This window comes from Rugamonas fusca (assembly GCF_014042365.1).
In the GTDB taxonomy this organism is placed as follows: domain Bacteria; phylum Pseudomonadota; class Gammaproteobacteria; order Burkholderiales; family Burkholderiaceae_D; genus Rugamonas; species Rugamonas fusca.
The window spans coordinates 25,494-43,973 of the sequence record NZ_JACEZS010000013.1 but is presented as its reverse complement, the minus strand read 5'-3'; the positions used below and the strand labels follow the sequence as shown (position 1 = coordinate 43,973).

Annotated in this window: 24 protein-coding genes and 1 tRNA gene; 10 read left to right on the top strand and 15 right to left on the bottom strand. The window is 54.6% G+C overall.

Annotated features, from left to right (window positions below; translation table 11 throughout):
* Positions 1–12 precede the first annotated feature (12 nt).
* From trmB to H3H36_RS15740, 3 genes are all read right to left on the bottom strand, one after another.
* The gene (gene trmB, locus H3H36_RS15750; protein WP_182219046.1) at positions 13–693 is read right to left on the bottom strand and encodes a tRNA (guanosine(46)-N7)-methyltransferase TrmB; all 681 of its coding nucleotides are present in this window, start codon (positions 691–693) and stop codon (positions 13–15) included.
* 188 nt (positions 694–881) lie between these two features.
* A complete protein-coding gene (locus tag H3H36_RS15745) occupies positions 882–1,247 on the bottom strand; it encodes a cupredoxin domain-containing protein (RefSeq protein ID WP_182219045.1) in 366 nt (121 codons plus the stop codon).
* 3 nt (positions 1,248–1,250) lie between these two features.
* A complete protein-coding gene (locus H3H36_RS15740; protein WP_375539598.1) occupies positions 1,251–2,132 on the bottom strand; it encodes a metallophosphoesterase family protein in 882 nt (293 codons plus the stop codon).
* A gap of 183 nt (positions 2,133–2,315) precedes the next feature.
* Here H3H36_RS15740 and H3H36_RS15735 point away from each other — a divergent pair, with 183 nt between their 5' ends.
* Positions 2,316–2,870, top strand: a complete 555-nt coding sequence (locus H3H36_RS15735) for a sigma-70 family RNA polymerase sigma factor (protein ID WP_182219043.1) — start codon at positions 2,316–2,318, stop codon at positions 2,868–2,870.
* 1 nt (position 2,871) lies between these two features.
* On the top strand, positions 2,872–3,681 hold the full coding sequence (locus H3H36_RS15730; protein ID WP_182219042.1) for an anti-sigma factor family protein: 810 nt from the start codon (positions 2,872–2,874) through the stop codon (positions 3,679–3,681).
* 27 nt (positions 3,682–3,708) lie between these two features.
* Here the strand turns inward: H3H36_RS15730 and H3H36_RS15725 are convergent, their stop codons facing one another.
* The 5 genes from H3H36_RS15725 to H3H36_RS15705 all read right to left on the bottom strand — a co-directional run bounded on the left by H3H36_RS15725 (position 3,709) and on the right by H3H36_RS15705 (position 8,755).
* Entirely contained in the window at positions 3,709–5,973 is a 2,265-nt protein-coding gene (locus H3H36_RS15725; protein WP_182219041.1) for a heavy metal translocating P-type ATPase, read from the bottom strand.
* A 15-nt stretch (positions 5,974–5,988) separates the two neighbouring features.
* Positions 5,989–7,008 (bottom strand): ABC transporter substrate-binding protein, encoded by a 1,020-nt coding sequence (locus H3H36_RS15720; protein WP_182219040.1) that lies wholly within the window; start codon positions 7,006–7,008, stop codon positions 5,989–5,991.
* A gap of 85 nt (positions 7,009–7,093) precedes the next feature.
* Positions 7,094–7,167 (bottom strand) — tRNA-Gly (locus tag H3H36_RS15715).
* 135 nt (positions 7,168–7,302) lie between these two features.
* The gene (locus H3H36_RS15710) at positions 7,303–7,902 is read right to left on the bottom strand and encodes a hypothetical protein (RefSeq protein WP_182219039.1); all 600 of its coding nucleotides are present in this window, start codon (positions 7,900–7,902) and stop codon (positions 7,303–7,305) included.
* A gap of 175 nt (positions 7,903–8,077) precedes the next feature.
* Positions 8,078–8,755 carry a putative phage abortive infection protein gene (locus H3H36_RS15705; RefSeq protein ID WP_182219038.1) on the bottom strand — a complete coding sequence of 226 codons (678 nt, stop codon included), beginning with the start codon at positions 8,753–8,755 and terminating at the stop codon, positions 8,078–8,080.
* A gap of 281 nt (positions 8,756–9,036) precedes the next feature.
* On the opposite strand from H3H36_RS15705, the gene H3H36_RS15700 reads away from it, so the two are divergent.
* Positions 9,037–9,324: an H-NS histone family protein gene (locus H3H36_RS15700; protein ID WP_182219037.1), complete on the top strand. Its 288-nt coding sequence runs from the start codon at positions 9,037–9,039 to the stop codon at positions 9,322–9,324.
* A 228-nt stretch (positions 9,325–9,552) separates the two neighbouring features.
* Here H3H36_RS15700 and H3H36_RS15695 read toward each other — a convergent pair whose 3' ends face one another.
* Positions 9,553–10,806: a hypothetical protein gene (locus H3H36_RS15695; protein ID WP_182219036.1), complete on the bottom strand. Its 1,254-nt coding sequence runs from the start codon at positions 10,804–10,806 to the stop codon at positions 9,553–9,555.
* Positions 10,807–10,970: 164 nt separating this feature from the next.
* Here H3H36_RS15695 and H3H36_RS27080 point away from each other — a divergent pair, with 164 nt between their 5' ends.
* On the top strand, positions 10,971–11,078 hold the full coding sequence (locus H3H36_RS27080) for an H-NS family nucleoid-associated regulatory protein (protein ID WP_311196639.1): 108 nt from the start codon (positions 10,971–10,973) through the stop codon (positions 11,076–11,078).
* A 221-nt stretch (positions 11,079–11,299) separates the two neighbouring features.
* On the opposite strand, the gene H3H36_RS15685 is transcribed toward H3H36_RS27080, so the two are convergent.
* From H3H36_RS15685 to H3H36_RS15665, 5 genes are all read right to left on the bottom strand, one after another.
* Positions 11,300–11,782, bottom strand: a complete 483-nt coding sequence (locus H3H36_RS15685) for a hypothetical protein (RefSeq protein WP_182219035.1) — start codon at positions 11,780–11,782, stop codon at positions 11,300–11,302.
* A gap of 64 nt (positions 11,783–11,846) precedes the next feature.
* A complete protein-coding gene (locus H3H36_RS15680; RefSeq protein WP_182219034.1) occupies positions 11,847–13,343 on the bottom strand; it encodes a restriction endonuclease in 1,497 nt (498 codons plus the stop codon).
* Positions 13,344–13,460: 117 nt separating this feature from the next.
* Positions 13,461–13,991, bottom strand: a complete 531-nt coding sequence (locus H3H36_RS15675) for a GIY-YIG nuclease family protein (RefSeq protein ID WP_182219033.1) — start codon at positions 13,989–13,991, stop codon at positions 13,461–13,463.
* 237 nt (positions 13,992–14,228) lie between these two features.
* A complete protein-coding gene (locus H3H36_RS15670) occupies positions 14,229–14,465 on the bottom strand; it encodes a hypothetical protein (protein ID WP_182219032.1) in 237 nt (78 codons plus the stop codon).
* A gap of 100 nt (positions 14,466–14,565) precedes the next feature.
* Positions 14,566–15,006, bottom strand: a complete 441-nt coding sequence (locus tag H3H36_RS15665) for a hypothetical protein (RefSeq protein ID WP_182219031.1) — start codon at positions 15,004–15,006, stop codon at positions 14,566–14,568.
* Positions 15,007–15,224: 218 nt separating this feature from the next.
* Here H3H36_RS15665 and H3H36_RS15660 point away from each other — a divergent pair, with 218 nt between their 5' ends.
* From H3H36_RS15660 to H3H36_RS15635, 6 genes are all read left to right on the top strand, one after another.
* Entirely contained in the window at positions 15,225–15,602 is a 378-nt protein-coding gene (locus tag H3H36_RS15660) for a hypothetical protein (RefSeq protein WP_182219030.1), read from the top strand.
* Positions 15,603–15,620: 18 nt separating this feature from the next.
* A complete protein-coding gene (locus H3H36_RS15655) occupies positions 15,621–15,983 on the top strand; it encodes a hypothetical protein (RefSeq protein ID WP_182219029.1) in 363 nt (120 codons plus the stop codon).
* A gap of 2 nt (positions 15,984–15,985) precedes the next feature.
* On the top strand, positions 15,986–16,321 hold the full coding sequence (locus H3H36_RS15650; protein WP_182219028.1) for a hypothetical protein: 336 nt from the start codon (positions 15,986–15,988) through the stop codon (positions 16,319–16,321).
* A gap of 107 nt (positions 16,322–16,428) precedes the next feature.
* Entirely contained in the window at positions 16,429–16,857 is a 429-nt protein-coding gene (locus tag H3H36_RS15645; protein ID WP_182219027.1) for a hypothetical protein, read from the top strand.
* 95 nt (positions 16,858–16,952) lie between these two features.
* Positions 16,953–17,282, top strand: coding sequence for a hypothetical protein (locus H3H36_RS15640; protein WP_182219026.1), 330 nt, complete (start codon positions 16,953–16,955; stop codon positions 17,280–17,282).
* Positions 17,283–17,360: 78 nt separating this feature from the next.
* On the top strand, positions 17,361–17,894 hold the full coding sequence (locus H3H36_RS15635) for a hypothetical protein (protein ID WP_182219025.1): 534 nt from the start codon (positions 17,361–17,363) through the stop codon (positions 17,892–17,894).
* A gap of 18 nt (positions 17,895–17,912) precedes the next feature.
* Here H3H36_RS15635 and H3H36_RS15630 read toward each other — a convergent pair whose 3' ends face one another.
* Positions 17,913–18,308, bottom strand: a complete 396-nt coding sequence (locus H3H36_RS15630) for a hypothetical protein (RefSeq protein WP_182219024.1) — start codon at positions 18,306–18,308, stop codon at positions 17,913–17,915.
* Between the last annotated feature and the right edge of the window lie 172 nt (positions 18,309–18,480).

The window sequence follows — 18,480 nt, the reverse complement described above, 5'->3', positions numbered from 1 at the left end:
GGCCCGCTACTTTCACTTCTTGGTGAAGACCAGATCCCACACACCGTGGCCCAGCTTGATGCCACGGTTTTCAAACTTGGTCAGGGGACGGTAGGCCGGCTGCGGCGCATAGCCGTCGGCCGTGTTCTGCAGACCTTCCTCCGCACCCAGCACTTCCAGCATCTGCACGGCGTAATCTTCCCAGTCGGTGGCGCAGTGCAGGTAGCCGCCTGCGGCCAGCTTCTGCGTCAGCAGCTTCACGAACGGGCCCTGGATCAGGCGGCGCTTGTTGTGGCGCGCCTTGTGCCACGGGTCGGGGAAGAAGATGTGCACGCCATGCAGCGAGCCGTCCGGGATCATCTGGTTCAGCACTTCCACCGCGTCGTGCTGGATCGCCTTCAGGTTGGTCAGGCCCTGCTCGCCGATCAGCTTGAGCAGGCTGCCCACGCCGGGCGTGTGCACTTCCACGCCGATGAAGTCCTTGTCCGGCATCGCCTGGGCAATGTGGGCCGTGGTGCCGCCCATGCCGAAGCCGATCTCCAGCACCACAGGCGCCTTGCGGCCAAACGCTTGCTCGTAGTCGAGTGGCGCCTTGCTGTACTCGATCAGGAATTGCGGTCCCAGTTCTTCCAGCGCGCGCGCCTGGGCGGTCGACAGGCGGCCGGCGCGGGTGACGAAGCTGCGGATGCGGTGTTCGGTCGGGTCGTACAGCATAGGCCGTGCTGGGCCATTGTTGGGCGTATCAGAGGACATGGGGTGCGGAATCTAACGGTAAAAAGGAAAGTCCGGCGCGCGGGCACAGGACGGTACGGGCGGCGCGGGGGCCGGCAGCCGGGCTGCATCAACCCGGCATTATATCAGCAGCCCACCCCGCGGCAGCACCACGCCCCACGCCGGCGCGGTTACGCCGTGACCACCAGCGTGCCGGCCATCTCCTCGTGTCCGGCGCCGCAGAAGTTATCGCACAGGAAGCCGAAGCGGCCCGCCTGCGCCGGTTGCAACCGCAGCTTGACGGTCTTGCCGGGCACGAGGTCGATGCGGGTCTGCAGTTCCGGAATATTGAAGCCGTGGGCGAAGTCCAGTGCCCGCAGTTCCAGCACCACGGCCTCGCCCTGCCGCACCTCGATCACATTGGGAGCGAAGCGGAATTTGCGCGCTTCGACCTTGATCACCCGCTCCTTCTGCGGCTTGCCCTGGGCCGCGCCCAGCAGCAGCGCCGATGCGGCCAGCGGCACGCCGATCAGGAAACGTCGTTTGGAGGCTTGCATGATCTATCCTTTCGCAACGGGCAGTTCGGTGATCTGGTAGGCAGCCTGGCGCGGCGCGGCATCGACCTCGCGGAAGCCCAGTCCCTTGCCCGGCGCGGCGGGGTCCCACGGCAGCGGCGTGCGCATGGCCTGCGAGCCGGGTGCGGGCAAGGGGAAAATCAGCGACTTGGCCGCGTGGTGGGCGATATGGCCCGTCATCCGGTGGTGTTCCTGGTGGATGTGGCCATAGAACACGGTCACGTTCGGATACGGCATCAGCAAGGCCACGGCCTGCGCGCCGTCGCGCGTGGCCCAGTCCCACTTCGGTTCCAGGTCAAACAGGGGCCGGTGGGTCAGCACGACGATGGGCGCGTCCGGCCGCCGGGCCGCCAGGTCGGCCTTGAGCCACGCCAGTTGCGCCTCGCCGATGCGGGCGCCGGGGTCGGATACGTTGTCGAGCGCGATGAAATGCACGCCCTTATGGTCGAAGCTGTAGTGGGTGGGGCCGAACAGCTCCTGGAACGCGGCGCCCTGGTCGAGCGAGGCATCGTGCTCGCCCGGCAGGAAATGAATCCGCTGCACCGCCAGCCCGGCCACGATCTGCTTGAATTCTCCCATGCGCTTGCGGCGCTCGGCCGGATCGTCCGTGCTGTGCGTGAGGTCGCCCGTGAAGACGATGAATTCAGGCTTGCGCGGCAGCGCATTGACAGCCGCCACCGCCTCGCGCAGCGTGTGCTGCGCCTCCGGGTTGGCCGGCCCGCGATAGCCCCAGTGCGAATCGGATAGCTGCACGAAGTAGAAATCCTCGCTCCCCTGCTGCGCCCACGCCTTGCCATACAGGCCGGACATGAAGACGGCGCCCCCGCCCACGGCGCCCAGCCTCAAGAAACTCCTGCGATCGATCATGCTGTCCTCCATCTGCCTGGTTGAAAATCGGCGCCCGCTTCCATGTCATAATCGGCGCTTCAGACCGGCGCGCCATACCGGATAAAACCGGCCGCGCCCCGTTCCTATTCCCGCCGCATGAATTATTTTTTTCGCGGGAATAAAAGCGCACCACACCGAGTCTTCACCTGCGGGACGACGACGATGGACAAGCATTTGGGCGACGACGACAAAGCGGCGCGGTTTGAACAACTGGCCATGCCGCACCTGGATGCGGCCTACAACCTGGCGCGCTGGCTCACGCGCGACCCGCACGACGCGGATGATCTGGTGCAGAGCGCCTACCTGCGCGCCTACCGTTTCGCCGACAGCTACCGGGGCGGCGACGCGCGCGCCTGGCTGCTGACCATCGTGCACAACACCTTCTACACGACGCTGCGCGACCGCAAGCCGCAGCAGGGCGACGTGAGTTTCGACGAGGCGCTGCACGGCGCCGACGGCGACGAACTGCTGGTACAGCAAGCGGTGAGCGATCCGGCCGGCATCGTGGCCAGCCGCGACGTGGGCCGCAGCGTCAACCAGGCATTGCGTCAGCTGCCGCCCGCGTTCCGCGAAGTGCTGGTGCTGAAGGAAATGGACGAGCTGTCATACAGGCAGATCGCCGAGGTGGCCGATATCCCCATCGGCACGGTGATGTCGCGCCTGGCGCGCGCGCGCAAGCTGCTGCTGTCGTACCTGCAACGCGACGCTGGAGAATAGGATGGAATGCACGCAATCGCAGCACTGGATGGCCGCCTGGCTGGACGGTGAACTGGACCCGCCCGGCGCCATGCAGCTGGAATCGCACCTGGCCGGCTGCGCCGCCTGCCGCGCGGCGCTGGCACGGCTGACGGAGCTGCGCGACGCCGTCGCGCAGCAAGCGACGCGCCACACGGCGCCGCCCCACCTGCGCCATCGCATCAGCACCGCCCTGCGCGAACAGGCGCAGCAGCAACGGCAAGCGCCCCAACCACGCCGCGCCACCCCATCCGCGCGCTGGCCGTGGGCCTGGATCAACCTGGGCGCGGCCGCCGTCAGCACGGCCGCCTTCGCCGTCACGCTGGCGCTGTACCTGGGGCAGCCCAGCCCCACCGACCAGCTGGACCAGGAACTGGTGGCCAGCCATTTCCGCTCGCTGATGCCGGACCACCTGACGGACGTGGCCTCGACCGACCAGCACACGGTCAAGCCCTGGTTCGCCGGCAAGCTCGATTTCGCGCCGCCTGTGACGGACCTGGCGCCACAGGGTTACGCCTTGATCGGCGGACGGCTCGACTACATCGGCCAGCGTCCGGTGGCGGCGCTGGCCTACCGGCACCGCAAGCACGTGCTCAACCTCTACGTGTGGCCAGTGCCCGCGGCCCGTGCCACAACGCCGCAAGCGAGCACGCGCCAGGGCTACCAGGTGCTGCGCTGGACGCGCAACGGCATGCAGTACGCCGCCATTTCCGACATGGGCGCGCCGGACCTGGCCCGGTTCGCGCAGTTGTTCAGCGCCGGCACGGCAGCCGGCATGGCGCCATCCGATTAGCGCTTAGTCCAGGCAGCGCGCCAGCCCTCACACAGGGATGGGCACGGGCATGGGCGCCGGCCCGCGCAGCAGCCGCAGGCCGTTGAGCACCACCATCAGGCTCACGCCCATGTCCGCGAACACGGCCATCCACAGGGTCGAATAGCCGGCCACGGCCAGCACCAGGAACACCGCCTTGATGGCCAGCGCCAGCACGATGTTCTGCACCAGGATCGCGTGGGTGCGCGCGCTCAGGCGCATGAACCAGGCCACCTTGCGCAAGTCATCGTCCATCAGCGCCACGTTGGCCGTCTCCATCGCCGTGTCAGTGCCGGCCGCGCCCATGGCGAAGCCGATGGCCGCTTGCGCCAGCGCCGGCGCGTCGTTCACGCCGTCGCCCACCATGCCGACCGCGCCATGTTCAGCGGCCAGCGCCGTGACGAGGCGCAGCTTATCGTCGGGCAGCAGGCCGGCGCGCACGTCGGCGATGCCGAGCCGGGCGCCGACGGCGCGCGCCGTGTCCACGTTATCACCCGACAGCATCACCACGCGCACGCCCAGCGCGTGCAGCTGCGCCACCGCCTCGGCGCTGGTGGCGCGCACCGTGTCGGCCACGGCCACCACCAGCAGCGCCGCCGTGGCGGAACACAGCACCACCACGCTTTTGCCGTCGCGTTCCAGCGTGGCCAGCGACGCGGCCAGCGCGTCGTCCCGCACGCCCAGTTCACGCACCAGCCGCGCATTGCCCAGGTAGAGCGTATCGCCTTCCACCTCGCCGCGGATGCCGCGCCCCTGCAGCGCCTCGAAGCGCGCCACCGGCGCCAGCGCCACCTCGCGCTGGGCGCCATGCCAGTGCTGGACCAGCGCGCGCGACACGGGATGGGCCGACAGCGCGGCCAGGCTGGCCGCACGGTGCAGCAGCGCCAGGGGCTCACCGCCGTCCAGCACGACGACGTCCGTCACCTGCGGCGTGCCCAGCGTGAGCGTGCCGGTCTTGTCGAGCGCCACCGCCCTCAGCTTGCGCCCCAGCTCCAGGTACACGCCGCCCTTGACCAGAATGCCATGGCGCGCTGCCGCCGCCAGCCCGCTCACCACCGTCACCGGCGTCGAGATGACGAGCGCGCACGGGCAGGCGATCACCAGCAGCACCAGCGCCCGGTAGAACCAGGCATGGATGTCGGCGCCCAACGCCAGGGGCGGCACCACCGCCACCAGCACGGCCAGCGCCACCACCACCGGGATGTAGCTGGCAGCGAAGCGGTCCACGAAACGCTGGGTCGGCGCGCGCTCGCCCTGCGCCTGCTGCACGCTGCTGACGATGCGCGACAAGGTGGACTGGCTTTGCGGCGCCGTCACCGTGTAGTCAAAGCTGCCCTGTTCGTTGATGGTGCCGGCGAACACGGTATCGCCCGGCAGCTTGGCCACCGGCATACTCTCACCCGTGATGGGCGCCTGGTTGACGGCGCTCTCGCCCGCCGCCACCACGCCATCGAGGGCGATGCGTTCGCCCGGCGTCACGCGCACCAGCGCGCCCGGCTGCACCTGGGCCGCCGCCACGCGCTGCCACGCGCCCGATGGCGCCTGCACGGTGGCCGTGTCGGGCGTGAGCGCCATCATGCCGCGGATGGCGTGGCGCGCCCGGTCCAGCGAGCGCGCCTCGATCCGTTCGGCCAGCGCGAACAGGAAGATCACCATGGCCGCTTCCGGCCACTGGCCGATGGCCAGCGCACCCAGGATGGCCAGCGACATCAGGAAGTTCATGTTCAGCGACAGGTTGCGCAGCGCGATCCAGCCCTTCTTCAGGGTACCGAGGCCGCCGCACACGATGGCCGTGACAGCCAGCGCCAGCACCGGCCAGCCGTGTTCGTGGCCCGTGCTCCATGCCATGCCTTCGGCCGCCAGCGCGGCCAGCCCGGATACGGCCAGCGGCAGCCAGCGCGGCAGCCCGAATGGCGGCGTACCGGCCGCGCGCGGCGCCGGCGATGGCGCGGCCTGCGCATCCGGGGCCGCCAGCGCGTCCTGCGAGCTGGAGACAACAGCGGGCGCCATGTCGAGCGCCGTCAGCACCGCCACCAGCGGCGCGATGGTTGGCAAATGATGGTCCACCGTCAGCTCGCGCCGCATCAGGTTGAACTGCAAGGCATCCACGCCGGCCATGCCACGCAGCCGGTCCCGGATCAGCTTTTCCTCGGTGGGGCAATCCATGTTCTGGATCATGAACACGGCCCGCTCGGCGCTGGCGGCGGCAGCCGGCGCTGCCGCCGCCGGTGCGGTGGCGTCACCGCAGCAATCCTTGCCATCGCATGTATTCATGACGGTCCCGCCTTCTCAGTCCGTGTAGCTGGCGTCGGCCGCGATATGGGCCGGCAGCGTGAGGTGGAAGCGCTGCAGCTGCTTGCGGCTGTAGAGGAATTTGCCGCGGTCGGCCGTCACGGGGTAGATGCGCTCGGGCGGCGTGCCGGCCAGGATCCTGAGCGCGATCTCGGCCGCCGCCTTGCCCTGGTCGCGGCCATACAGCACCAGGCCGCCGATGGTCTTGTCCGGGCCCACGGCCCAGTCCCAGAAGCCGAAGATGGGCACGGGCGCGTGGGCGGCCGTCCAGCGCGCCACCTGGTCCGTCGTGTTGACGCTCTTGCCCGCGCCATCGTGCAGCGCCTGGTACAGGCCGAGGAAGATCACGTCGTAATTGTCCTTCGCCTTGAGCACCTCGGCTTGCCATTGCTCCCACTGGCCCACCAGCTTCAGTTCGACGAGCGTGCCACCGATCAGCTGGCGCGACTTGCCTTCGAACGTCTCCTGGCGCACCACTTGTGACGTGATGTCGGTGTCGAACAGCACCAGCGCCCGCTTCACGTGCGGCACCAGTTCGGACACGAGCGCGATATTGCGCTTCAGGATAGGCCGTTCCAGCACGCCCGTGATGTTCCTGGTGACCTTGGCGTCAAAGTACTCGCGCGGATTGTTGTTGATGCCGAGGTAGACCACGGGCGTGCCCGTCGTGCCCAGGCGCTGCGCCAGCAGCTTGAGGGCCGCGTCGTCGCCCAGGATCACCAGCGCCGGGTGCAGCGATTGATACAGCGCCCAAGCCTTGTCGGCCATGGCCGCATGCTGCTCGCGCGGCAGGCGCTTGGTATCCATCTGAAAATATTCGAGCCGGTACTTCTTGCCCAGCCCTTCCTGCAGCGCTTCCTTGTAGTTGGCGTCCCACTGCATTTCGGCGTTGTAGCTTTCCACCACCAGGATGACGTCGTCGGCGGCGCGGGCCGGCAGGGTGGCGGCCACCAGCAGCAGCACGGCCCACAGCCAGCGCCAGGCGGCGCGCAGGGCTGGCACGGATCCCGTCAACATGGGAGAACAGGCATCGGGCGCGGGGCCGACGCGGTGGCGAGAGCGTGCATGGAAACCGGAACAACTCGTTTGTTGTCACATCGATTGGAGCGGGTGAAGGGAATCGAACCCTCGTATGAAGCTTGGGAAGCTGCCGTTCTACCATTGAACTACACCCGCGTGACCCGCATTCTACGCGGGTTTGCATGCAATTGACAACGTTGCTGCATGGCCGCTGTGATCGAAAGTGTGATGGCCGATGTCACCAAGGTGTGATGGCCGTCATGGCAGCCGCCACGACAATCTAGTACGTGTTCATACACTGGGCCACAGGGCCGCAACATATGCAAGTTCGGCGTTAAGCATACCGATTGCTGGACCTGTACTAACGCCAAGATAGTAGAGCTTTGCTTTACGCACATCGAGCAGCGCGACGAGATCTCCTTCTTGACAGTTCGCTCGTAAGACAACTTCCATCAAGACCGGCACCAATTCGATTCGCGCCTTGGTAATTTCATCCGCCTTGAAGTAAAGCTTGATGACAATGCGTTTGCCATCGATGATCAACCCCAGCTCGGGGTTTACGAGCACATCAACCCCAGCATGGCTGTAACTGCCTCGTGGCGGATCAAACCAACCAACGACTTTCTTACCCCAAAATTTCTTGTAGCCGTCAATGATATCCTGATAATTACCTATCTTCTTCACGTCGGCAAGCGATGGAACTATACCGTCGAGCGCACTTCGGTCTTTCCCGTTTGCATGAATGCTTACGATTGCGCTGCGAAGAGTGCGATAAAAATCAGTCGCTGGCTGATATGCCGCACGATTCTTTATCTGCTTTACCTTCGTTGCTTTCGGAGTGCCTGCCTTAGAAAATACGTCAACCACGTCCGACAGTGTCAAGTTTGGCATATAAATCCCGGGAGTTGGCTTTAGGAACTACCTTATTTTCTTAGAGAAGACATCTCTGCAAAAGTAACACTTACGTGACCAATCGTTACTTCTTTGAAGCGGCTCTTATCCTGCAAACCTTCTTACGACTGCGTTGCAAAGACCATCCATAGTATACCAATACGCAAAAAAACCCCTATCTGCGCGAATTTCGAAGATGGTTCAATAACAATTTTTCACTCTCTGGTTCAGAAATCCTAAGACCTAAAACTGCAGGATAACGTTCGATTAACGTAGCCAATTCATCTTGACGCTGCGCATATGCAAGCATCAATTTGATTTCAACAGACGACAATCGTGAATAAAACAAATTAACATATTTTCTCTTCTCTTCGGCACTGAACCCGGAGTCCGCATCAATGAATTCAATAATTCCTCGAATTGTTGAAATGACCGGGAGAAATTCTGCCAGATTTTCGTCAGTAGCGATTGCGAGGTTCTGTTCATGGATTTTATCAACACAACTTTTAGCAATATGATCCCAAAGCCTCTTTAAATATTCAATACCAACATAGCCTCCGTCTCCACCGGAATACTCTGTCTTCAATCCACGAACAAATGCAACATGATCACTCATTAGTATCAAAAATAGATTTGCCGATGAAGTCCGCGATTGCTGGCGAAATGAGTTCACCATAAACATCAATGTAATTGCGGAGACCAAAGGGCCCGCTACACCGCTCATGTAACTGCCGAAACTCCCCCAGTCTGGCTGATCGGGCGCCCAAGTCAAAAAACCATGAAACCCTAAGTAATAGAGGAAAGGCAGCGCAACTGCAAACAACATCGCCATCGGATAGAACCAGCGTTTCATAAATATCCCAAGCCTGAATTGTCACCTATTTCTTAAGCGAAAAATTCGCCGTCAACGGACCGTCGTTTCTATAGTAGTAGGAAAAGGCCATTCAGCTGCGAAATGCTGTAGATGCGATGGTAGCACGTCATCGAATGATAAAACATGGACGTCTCTTACTCAATTCAAAAATACTTGAAAATGTCTGCTTCGATAGTCGAACGAATTTTCTTCGTTACATTTGGATAGTTTCTGGTAAATCAGGTACAGTACTATCTGATATCAACCACTTGAGGAACCTTATGGCAACCTACCAAGAATACGCCACTCAGATCGCAGAACTGCAACGACTTGCAGAAGAAGCACGCAGGAACGAAATCGCAGACGCCAAAGCACAAATTGCCTCGATCATGAAGGACTACGGCTTGACTGTGGCAGACCTCGGCGGCGTCAAGACGAAAGCCGTCAAGGAGCGCAGCCCTGTTGCAGTCAAATACCGCGACGATGCTACCGGAGAGACTTGGACGGGTCGCGGTCGTTCCCCAAAGTGGCTGGAAGGTAAAGACAAGAATCAGTATCTGGTCAAGTAATCAGTCAGCGCGTGCCGGGTGTACTGCCCAGGCACGCTGTTTGATAGGCCGAAGATTTTCATCCACGTTAGAAATTGACTCTAAGACGCCTAAAATCGATTTCATTTCAATTCGGCGCGTCGATACGCCTCTCTCAAGCTCCACGCCTTAGAAGCGCCTCTAATCGTTTGTAAGACGCGGTCTGAGATCGCGATGACGGATTATTTATCCGGCCAGCACTCGTCAAAATCAAGTGGCGCCCAAAGTTCCATCAATATTGCCGGACGCGAGTGCCACTATCCAGTTAACAATCGCTTCACGGGTGATTTGCCAGCTTCGCACTTCCACATGCATCTGGTTCGCAGCATCCGCATCGATAATCGCATCCATTAGTCTACGCTCCTCAAACTCCCCAAGCGCGAAGCCGCCGGCGTGAAAATGAGCGTTGCGAACATCGCCCCAGAGCTTTGCTGACACATCTGGATAGACTGTTGAGAGAGGCGAGAAACGTGTGAGAAATTCGTTAATACTACACGGGTTGATCGTTTGTCTGAGTGCATCTATCGTAGCTACCGAATACGCCAACGCAGCCGAAGGGAATCGCTTCCGCTGCGACAGCCCGATTTGATAAAGCCGTGCTGCTCCATCAATGTATTGACGCTTGGAAGGCTCACATTGATCTATCGCTCTGAGGAACCGCCGCGCCTCAGTAGGGACTTTCAACTTCTCGGTGGCGAAGATTTGTCGCGCTACGGATGCAGTAGCGCCCGCTGGACAAGCCTGGCCCTTGCGAGGCATTGTCCTTGGTTGGCCATCATCTCTATGCCCTCGATTGCACCGAGCGTTACCTCTGCCGTCAGGCAAGTGCACCCATACTTGTTCATGCGAATGTGGGTATAAGTCAACATTCAGCAGCAGTGATAGCCGCGCAGAGAAAACTCTTTCGAGTTGATTGGCCAAATACATTGCGTGTAGATCGTCTATCGCATCTACCGTGAAGTCCAGAAATACCGCCCGTTCCCACCGAACGATTGGCATCTCGCTCGGTATTGGTTCTGCAGGAGCAAAACGAACTTTGCCGAACCAGTACTCACCGTCTAGCTCTGGACCGACGTAGTACAATTTTCTACGCATGAAAAAACTACTCATTCGTTCGCTCATTGCAGCGAGTGACGCGGAGGTGATAAATTCATACGCCACCTCGCGCCAAGGTACCGATGTGTCCTGTGCGCTAATCAGCGACACCGTCACGCCTTCAAGCTTTCCTCCAGCAACGGTTATGAACTGAAGCTTCAGTGCCAGGTTGCCAAATTGCTCCTTAAAGTTGGCTGTGAACTCCAATTCGAGTCCACCTCCATCGACATCATTGAACACTGCGCTTGACTGCGCGGAACGCTTGTCCCACTCGCTGTTTAGGTACGCATAAAACGCTTTCTGCTTGCTGCCAGCGGGAATCCCAAGCGGTATATAAAGAGGCGTGGTTTCTGTTGATGTGCTGACCATTGGATATTGGCTCCAGAGAAAAAGCATTGTAGCGAATCTGAGCCGACCTCTGCACCTAAATCTGACCATCTTGAGGTGAGAACTACAAGCTGCACAGAAAGGTCAGGACTGCCCCTTTAAAATATCGGCGGCGTCAAGGCAAGACCGTTAAGGCACAAGTCCGTGTGGCATTGAAGTATCGTGACGAAGCAACCGAGCAAACCTGGACTGGTCGCCGCCGCTCGCCAAAATGGCTGGAAGGTAAAGACAAGAATCAGTATCTGGTCGAGTAAGTAAGCGTATGCGAGGCGAGCTGCTCTGGCGTCTTGCTGTCTGAGGCGGATGAAGATTTTCGGTGACGTCAGGAATCGATTCTGAGGCGCCTAGAATCGATTTCGTCTCAGATCAGCAGTCGATGCACTCTCTCAAGCTCCATGCATTAGAATCGCTTCTAGTCTTTTTTAAGACGTGGTGCACTGTTGTCAATACTCTGTCACGGCTTGCTAAGATCGTTTCACGGCAGCGTCGCATTAAATATAGATTGTGCCTGGCTAAGTTTACCAGCCGCGCTCTTAGAGCTAACGGAATGTAATGTAACGTTTTTTTCTCTACTATAGAAGCTTGAAACCTCCGGAATTATCAATTTTGCTTGCCCACACCATTTATGTTCCAGCAAAAGAATTTCTATTTTATCGCCTTTAAATAATTCACGAAGAATATCGATGGAATTGTTGCTCGGCTCTTTCGTAGGACAAAAAGCCGAAGCGATGTACTTAGCCCTACCATTTACCTTTTCAAACTTTTCCAATCGATCAGCAAATTCGTCTTCATACCCTTTTTTAAGAAGATCATCGTTCGATTGCGGCATCACTAAAAATGGGTGGCCCTTATAATATTGCGGCACCGTTTTTCGAAATGCTTTTACTCCAAATAGGTCAGAAAGTAATGTAGTTTTACCCCAATTATTAAATCCAGTAATGAGGAAAATTTTACGCATTTTTTCTCCTAATGATCCATTTAATATTATATGATAAATCATGCAATAACGCAAAAAATACAATTTACTCGATTGGCACACAACGTCGTCGCATTATTCCTGCCAGTTCAGGGCTCATGCTTACCTTTGGCATCCAAGGCTCCGTATGTGGCTCTTCAAAACACTTCAAGTCTTTTTTTACCAAGAACCAGTCTTCTTCGCTTATGCTTTTAGCAAAATTAAGCGCATTTAGATGATCGACAAGCGTGCCTGCTCGATGGGAAACATACTCTTTATCAAACCTATCGCACAGATCCGTCAGCAAGCCCAGTCTTGTCCTCAATAATTCCAATTCTTCATAATGCCTTGCTAATCGCACGATAATTCCGTGTGGATTCGGATGATCGGACAAAAACGAAGGTGAAAAGCATAGAAGGCCAGCAAAATAGCCACGTTCTAACGTTGGAGCCAATGACGATAGTGCATGATATGAAAGGTCATAAACTGTATGTACGTTGCTGAACATATCTTGTCCGTCATTACGTCGTCCGTACTCTTCCTGTACATCTTCAATTGTCGTCGGAAGCCCATCCTCTTGCTTCCAGTTCATCCAATACATCACTTCAATTGCACGCATTATCTTTTCGGCTCTTGCTTTATTCCACAGTGACCACGCTATACAAAGACTATGAATATTTTTCAAACTGCATTCGCCAGTGCACAGTAATTCTGCCAAATAACGAAAGTCCCATGAAGGAAAGATCTCGTTAGAAGAATTTCGTTGCGCGTATCGAGCGCGTACGAAGCTTCCAGGATAGAGATTTGCAAGTTCACCAATACGTGATAAGAAAATAGAATCGAATGCCTCGATGGACTTTCCCTCATTGGCAAGCGAAAGCATAGTAGAGCGTCCTTGCCTACGTTCCCTATCATTACCATCGACCGCTGCGTAGGAAATTGTTGCGCCATTATCCAAACGAATCATTTCACGATCACCATCCACCGCAATATCGACCTCGTTATAATGTTGAATCGGGTGAACTAGCTGTGAGAACAGTTTTGAGTAGCTACGAGGAAACCAGCGCGCAGCAAGCAACCACCCCGCTGCATTCTGGTAGGATAGAAGCCCTCTCTCAATGTCTCGCTCATTCAGTATGCGTGGTTGAAAATCTGGATGGCGGCGCCTAATTCCATCAAAGTACGTAATTAGCGGACCGCTAGGAATTCCCGCGTAAAAGCAAATAAAACCCGTACAGCTTTCTGCGTCCATACGACCGTACGGATCATGCTCTTTGTCTCTGGGAACAGATTTTGTTTTGAAAGGATGCTTGCAGCTTACAAGCTTACGCATGCCATCCTGAATGATGATCAGATCCACACCACCATCAGGCCCACGCCCTACAGTTTTCCAAACTTTAGCACCTTCGACCTCTTCAAAATATTGTTTTGCAAATTTTTCGAATGCGTCTCTATCTATTGACGGCAACAGTGGAGGAGGGATCTCTGAGAAATCGAGCATCAGCGGTGTAACGTTCGCTGAATTATTGGAACTTGAATTATTATTTCGTTTTCTTAATGCCATTACTATCACTCGAAATTTTTACTGCGGACATGCGCGATAGCAGAACAGTAACCGACTTTGTTAATTGCACGATTCGCAAAAATAAGGTTAGATTCAACTAAACTTCGGGGGTTAAATTCATGATAATTTTTTATTAATTTCCCGCAATTCGGACAATAGCGTCGCGGTGGTTACATCAGCAACCCTTGGGTCTATAAATTGATAATATTCAACTGCACTCTTAAGTCTTCCGGACTGTTTATTTAACTTTGGCTCGATAACCTCGATAAGAATTCCTTCTATCTCATTCAGGGCATCTGAATATTTGAATCCAGATACGCCTGAATCGACACTCTGCTGCGCACTTAACGAACCATCTTGGTTAACAGCTTTAAAGCCAATCCAAGTAAAGTATTGCCAACGGTTCCACATTCCACCATCAATATGATTCTTCAGCCTGGTGAAGAGCGACGCGTTTCCATTCCCAGCCTGGCCAATGTAAACGATGTGTTGAAATTGATCGTATAACACATATACGCCAATCTGCTCCCTGAAATCAGCCGTCTCGAGCCCAGAAGCAGTTCCCTTCAGGTGTCCAGCGTTACTGCCAGCTCCGCGAAAGATGTGTTTCCGTTCCCAGAGAAAACCATAGTTCTTAATGATCGGCATATTTAGTTTTAAAGTTGTTAAGAATGACTTGATCGCAACCGTCGAAAGCTAGCTAGGTGGCATGGAAAGTGGCTTGAGCCGACCTTAGCCGTCTCTTTTCAGGATAGCATCTTGCCTGAAGGAAAAATACGTGAATTGTCACTATCGGAGTCGAATGGCGACCAAGGCCCCTGGGAACAAAAATTTTGGTCATCGCGCTTCGGGCTGCCAGTGCGGCCAGGCCAGTCTAGCGAAGGCTCAGCTGCTGTCTCGTGCCTGCTCATCGACGATGACGCGGATGATGCTTTCCACCAAATGCAAGTTGGATGGCGATAGCTTCGTGAGAATTTCGGTGATGGGCTGAAGCGCAGCGTTATTAGGTCCAACGCCAACGGGCGCCGACTGATGGGACATGTTGCTGAGCGTGGCCGCGTCTAATTTTGTGAATTGGCGTGCTGGCGCATTCCTGCGAGTGATAGGCTTTTTGTTCGTCATGCGGGCTTTCGGTCATTGATGGTACCGATACCGTCAATGCGAATGCCGAGAACCTCAACGCTCCCTGCTGCTATTTTATGCGGCTCGCCGCCACAGCCAACTACGAGCCGTTTTCCTGGCTGGCGAGAACGCAACGAACAATGTTTTCTACCAATCGTATGTTCTGCGGAGACAGCTTCGTCAGCAACTCAACGACCGGCACGATGGCAGCTTGATGCTTGCCGACGACTACAACGCCGACTTCACCTTCTGCCGTCTTCTCGCCAGACTTCGCAGCCTTACGCTTGCCTGTACCGAAGCGCAGCCATTCCGCCGACACCTCTAGCCATTCCGCCAGGTTCATCAACTTCGCCTGCGTAGGTATCGCATCCGCCAGTAGCCACTTGCGAACCGTTTGCGCCGCGATCTTGTTCGCCGGGTAGCGCGCGTTGAACTCCTGCGCGATTTGCGTGGGACTTGCGACCGGCAAGCCTATACGGGTGAACTCTTTCGTCAGTCTCGCGCTGAACTGCTGCCTGAGCTTTTCATTGGTGTTTTGCATGTCGTAGCACGCTACCGACTACGACAGTAACTCTGTAGAAATAATGAAGTTGCACAGCAACTTAAAGTTACTATAAACTGTTCCCAATAGGCATCACATCGACCATGCGCGCCCCAAAGTCGATATGCGCTGGATCAGCGATGGATAGTTTTAGATAGATTCCCTCACACCAATACAGGCTAGACTTTAAAGCATCAGACATTCAAGAAAAAGTAATCATGAGCAAAAAAACAAAATCAATTGCAGCATTGATAACGATATTTATCGCTGGCGCACTCTACTATAACAAATATCAACATGAAAATGACCCGATGGCTGGAATTCCTGATACAGCGGCGTTAGAAGAAGAATCTGAAAATAAAATCTCACAGAGTGAAGGCAATTCGGTAGATAACATCTCACGTGAAAAAGATCTATCACAAGATGCCGTATACAACTATACCAACAACATAATTGCACAATTACGCCCGTATCCTCCCTGCGTTACTCTTGCACAGACAATGAGAGATATTGCATCCTCCAACGCACCGGCAGATATCCGAGAGCGTCAAGTAAATATTATTTACAACAAAATGCCTAGTATATGTGTGCAGTGACTTCGGTTTAACAACAACATGAAAACTACATTAGCTCTCCTCACGCTGGCAATCGCAGCAGCCAGCAACGCGGCTGAGCCATCACGATTTCAGTTCGTGGAAGTACTTGAGGTCAGTCCGCAATATTCGCAAGCCCCATGCGAGGGCTGCGACACCATCCCAGATCTCCGATTTAACGGCACCAAGTTCAGGTATCGATGCAATGACGTTTTATACGAAAACTGGATTCCTAAAACTATGCAGGTTCACGTGCGAATTCAAGTCGTCGATTGTTCCAAGGTCGTCATTACAAAAGATCGAAAACCGATTATGGAAAATGAAAAAGGCAGCACCGATTCAGATGGAAATTTATTCTACACCAATAGCTATCGCAAGGAATAGATATGAATTTTAAGTCGCAAGAACGAATAGATAATATAATTCCAATTATTAGAAAATCCTGGATTCCCATAGCTGTTGTAGCTGGCTTAATTCTTTATTCCGTAATTACAAGCGAAAATACAGTTGAAGAAGAAAGTCAGCAACAGGTTGGCATCGCGGAAGATCAAGTGTATGTATACACAAATAACTTGATTGCACAATTAAACACATATCCTCAATGCGTTATGCTAGCAAAGGCAATGAGGGAGATGGCTTCGTCACAAGCCCCAGACCAAATCAGAATACGTCAGGTTGATAAAATATTCAGCAAGATGCCGGAGATGTGCATTCAACACTAATATTGTCACAAATGAGGTTGCGGGACAACGGATGACACAACTTTGACAACATGCAGGTTTCGGAAATAAGCCTGTAGTTGCATAGACCAATTTAATTAACTTAGATTATGACTAGAAAATTCTTACCTGACAACGAGACACTAATTACGGCAATATTAGTTTTGACTAGCATAGCGATAGGCGTCTATTTTGATATCGGGACGCGCTGGAGGTTAAGCGAAACCTGGGAATGCCATCAAACTGATAATAATTCATCAACCACTGAAAAATTTGGATTGTTTGGTTCGCAAACCACGTTATCTACAAGTGGTCCTTATTCAGGATTGCAAATTTTTTCTTCATATTCTCTTAATGGAAAGAAAGTTAGAACGACTGCAAAATCCATGAAACTCGCCAATGGCGAAATGAAAAAACTTGAAAAAATACAACAGGGACATATCGAATTCAATATCACAAACATAACAAAAGACCAACTTTTTTATACGGTAGAAGCATTAAATAAACGTGCCGATGTACAATGCAAAATACGTGATTAATTCATCAATTTTTGAAATATAAAATAACATATTTGTGCAAACAAACAATATTCCGCAATAATTTCACTAACAAAAACTAAAAAGGTGCTTAAAAAATGAGTCATCAAATTTTACCAGAGCACATCCGCGCCAGCTTGGCACAATACTCCGAACATCAAGAATGTACTTGCTTGAGCTGCGGCTACAGTGGCTTAATGGGGGTACACAGAAAAGAAGACAAAGTCAGCAATAAAAAAGCAATTATTATTTTCTGCGTAGTCATGGGAATATTATCACTCTATAGCTTACAGCAACAAATGAAAGGACAACCAATAATATCTTTTTGGTTCATGCTGATTGTTGGCTGTGGCATTGGAGCATACTGGTCAAGAAAACAAATATACTTAGCATGTCCTAACTGCAATACCGAACTGAAAGTGAAGTAACGTATCTTTGAAACGTCGCTAGAACTGCGCACGTCGCGTCGATCAATATGCAATGCTTCGCTAACACAGGATTAGTTTATGGACCTTGAAGACATCCCGGTACTACGTCACATTCCGTTGGCTGGTGGATTGTTAAAGGCGGCTTTGCTGCTGTTCGGATGGATAATCCCTTTGTTTCTGGTTTTTGATTACATTGAACGATACAAAAAACGAACGTACTCGCAGGAAGCCAAGTGGTATTACGCACTTAGAGCAATCATGTGGGGTGCGTATGCGTGGGCATTCAGCATTATTTCATTTGGACTACTTGCAGGAGCATTAAACCTGCCAGGGCCAGTTAGTGGAAACTGGGTTTTTATTACTTGGATCTATTGCAAACTAGCAGGTGTCAATCCAGACAATTACATTACATATGACTGCATGTTTGCATTTGGCTTTGGTATAGCCATGTATGCATGGTCATGGTATTTTGGCAAGGAGAATGGTTCTGGTGACTTTATCACCCACGAGTCGTATGAAGATGGGTTACGCAGATTAAGAGCGGATCCCCTTTCACCCTATGACAGGGCGCAAGCGGACCGTGCCGAACGTAAGGCGCGCGAGAAAAATTAACTAGCCCAACTAACTATCTCAATAATCAGCAGCCCAACGCTCCCAAAAGCCAGGCGTATCATGGTGGGCATTGCGCATGCAGTAATCGAGCGGATAGCAGATGAAGCGCGTGCCTTCCCACCGCATCGAGCCGTCAGCATTCTCAAGGAATGCTTCAAGCTGCTTGTACGCCGGATCGCCAACGTCATACGGCACGTCAATGTAGACCTGCCCGCGATACGACTCCATCCGCTCCTCGTTCGTGTAGCCGCCACACGCCATGTATCCGATGCCGTTTGCGTCGAACCATGCAAGAATTTCCTCACGCTCCGGGTTCGACGCATACGGCTGCTTGCGATCAGTGAATTCCAAGAAAAGCACGTCACGCTGTTTTTCGCGACCGATTTCGTCGATGTTTTGTAGAAGTTGCGGCATGTGCTTTCCTGTTGCAGTTGAAGGTGTATCCAGTGAGAATTTTCGTTAATTCCAAGCGGCGATTTCCGTTTTAACCCAGTGCTGTATCAGCGCCTTTTGTATCCACTAACCTGAGGCAAAAAATCGTATGTTTCGCCTGTGTCTATAAGGGTTACTTCGGAATGCCGTACTC

Bases quoted from the DNA above. Each gene is read 5' to 3' on its own strand.
- H3H36_RS15635 (WP_182219025.1), top strand. From the start codon at position 17,361: ATGGACCTTGAAGACATCCCGGTACTACGTCACATTCCGTTGGCTGGT.
- H3H36_RS15655 (WP_182219029.1), top strand. From the start codon at position 15,621: ATGAAAACTACATTAGCTCTCCTCACGCTGGCAATCGCAGCAGCCAGC.
- H3H36_RS15720 (WP_182219040.1), bottom strand. From the start codon at position 7,008: ATGTTGACGGGATCCGTGCCAGCCCTGCGCGCCGCCTGGCGCTGGCTG.
- H3H36_RS15660 (WP_182219030.1), top strand. From the start codon at position 15,225: ATGAGCAAAAAAACAAAATCAATTGCAGCATTGATAACGATATTTATC.
- H3H36_RS15695 (WP_182219036.1), bottom strand. From the start codon at position 10,806: ATGGTCAGCACATCAACAGAAACCACGCCTCTTTATATACCGCTTGGG.
- H3H36_RS15645 (WP_182219027.1), top strand. From the start codon at position 16,429: ATGACTAGAAAATTCTTACCTGACAACGAGACACTAATTACGGCAATA.
- trmB (WP_182219046.1), bottom strand. From the start codon at position 693: ATGCTGTACGACCCGACCGAACACCGCATCCGCAGCTTCGTCACCCGC.
- H3H36_RS15640 (WP_182219026.1), top strand. From the start codon at position 16,953: ATGAGTCATCAAATTTTACCAGAGCACATCCGCGCCAGCTTGGCACAA.
- H3H36_RS15730 (WP_182219042.1), top strand. From the start codon at position 2,872: ATGGAATGCACGCAATCGCAGCACTGGATGGCCGCCTGGCTGGACGGT.
- H3H36_RS15705 (WP_182219038.1), bottom strand. From the start codon at position 8,755: ATGAAACGCTGGTTCTATCCGATGGCGATGTTGTTTGCAGTTGCGCTG.
- H3H36_RS15725 (WP_182219041.1), bottom strand. From the start codon at position 5,973: ATGAATACATGCGATGGCAAGGATTGCTGCGGTGACGCCACCGCACCG.
- H3H36_RS15665 (WP_182219031.1), bottom strand. From the start codon at position 15,006: ATGCAAAACACCAATGAAAAGCTCAGGCAGCAGTTCAGCGCGAGACTG.
- H3H36_RS15735 (WP_182219043.1), top strand. From the start codon at position 2,316: ATGGACAAGCATTTGGGCGACGACGACAAAGCGGCGCGGTTTGAACAA.
- H3H36_RS15745 (WP_182219045.1), bottom strand. From the start codon at position 1,247: ATGCAAGCCTCCAAACGACGTTTCCTGATCGGCGTGCCGCTGGCCGCA.
- H3H36_RS15650 (WP_182219028.1), top strand. From the start codon at position 15,986: ATGAATTTTAAGTCGCAAGAACGAATAGATAATATAATTCCAATTATT.
- H3H36_RS15685 (WP_182219035.1), bottom strand. From the start codon at position 11,782: ATGCGTAAAATTTTCCTCATTACTGGATTTAATAATTGGGGTAAAACT.
- H3H36_RS15675 (WP_182219033.1), bottom strand. From the start codon at position 13,991: ATGCCGATCATTAAGAACTATGGTTTTCTCTGGGAACGGAAACACATC.
- H3H36_RS15670 (WP_182219032.1), bottom strand. From the start codon at position 14,465: ATGACGAACAAAAAGCCTATCACTCGCAGGAATGCGCCAGCACGCCAA.
- H3H36_RS15740 (WP_375539598.1), bottom strand. From the start codon at position 2,132: ATGATCGATCGCAGGAGTTTCTTGAGGCTGGGCGCCGTGGGCGGGGGC.
- H3H36_RS15630 (WP_182219024.1), bottom strand. From the start codon at position 18,308: ATGCCGCAACTTCTACAAAACATCGACGAAATCGGTCGCGAAAAACAG.
- H3H36_RS15710 (WP_182219039.1), bottom strand. From the start codon at position 7,902: ATGCCAAACTTGACACTGTCGGACGTGGTTGACGTATTTTCTAAGGCA.
- H3H36_RS15700 (WP_182219037.1), top strand. From the start codon at position 9,037: ATGGCAACCTACCAAGAATACGCCACTCAGATCGCAGAACTGCAACGA.
- H3H36_RS15680 (WP_182219034.1), bottom strand. From the start codon at position 13,343: ATGGCATTAAGAAAACGAAATAATAATTCAAGTTCCAATAATTCAGCG.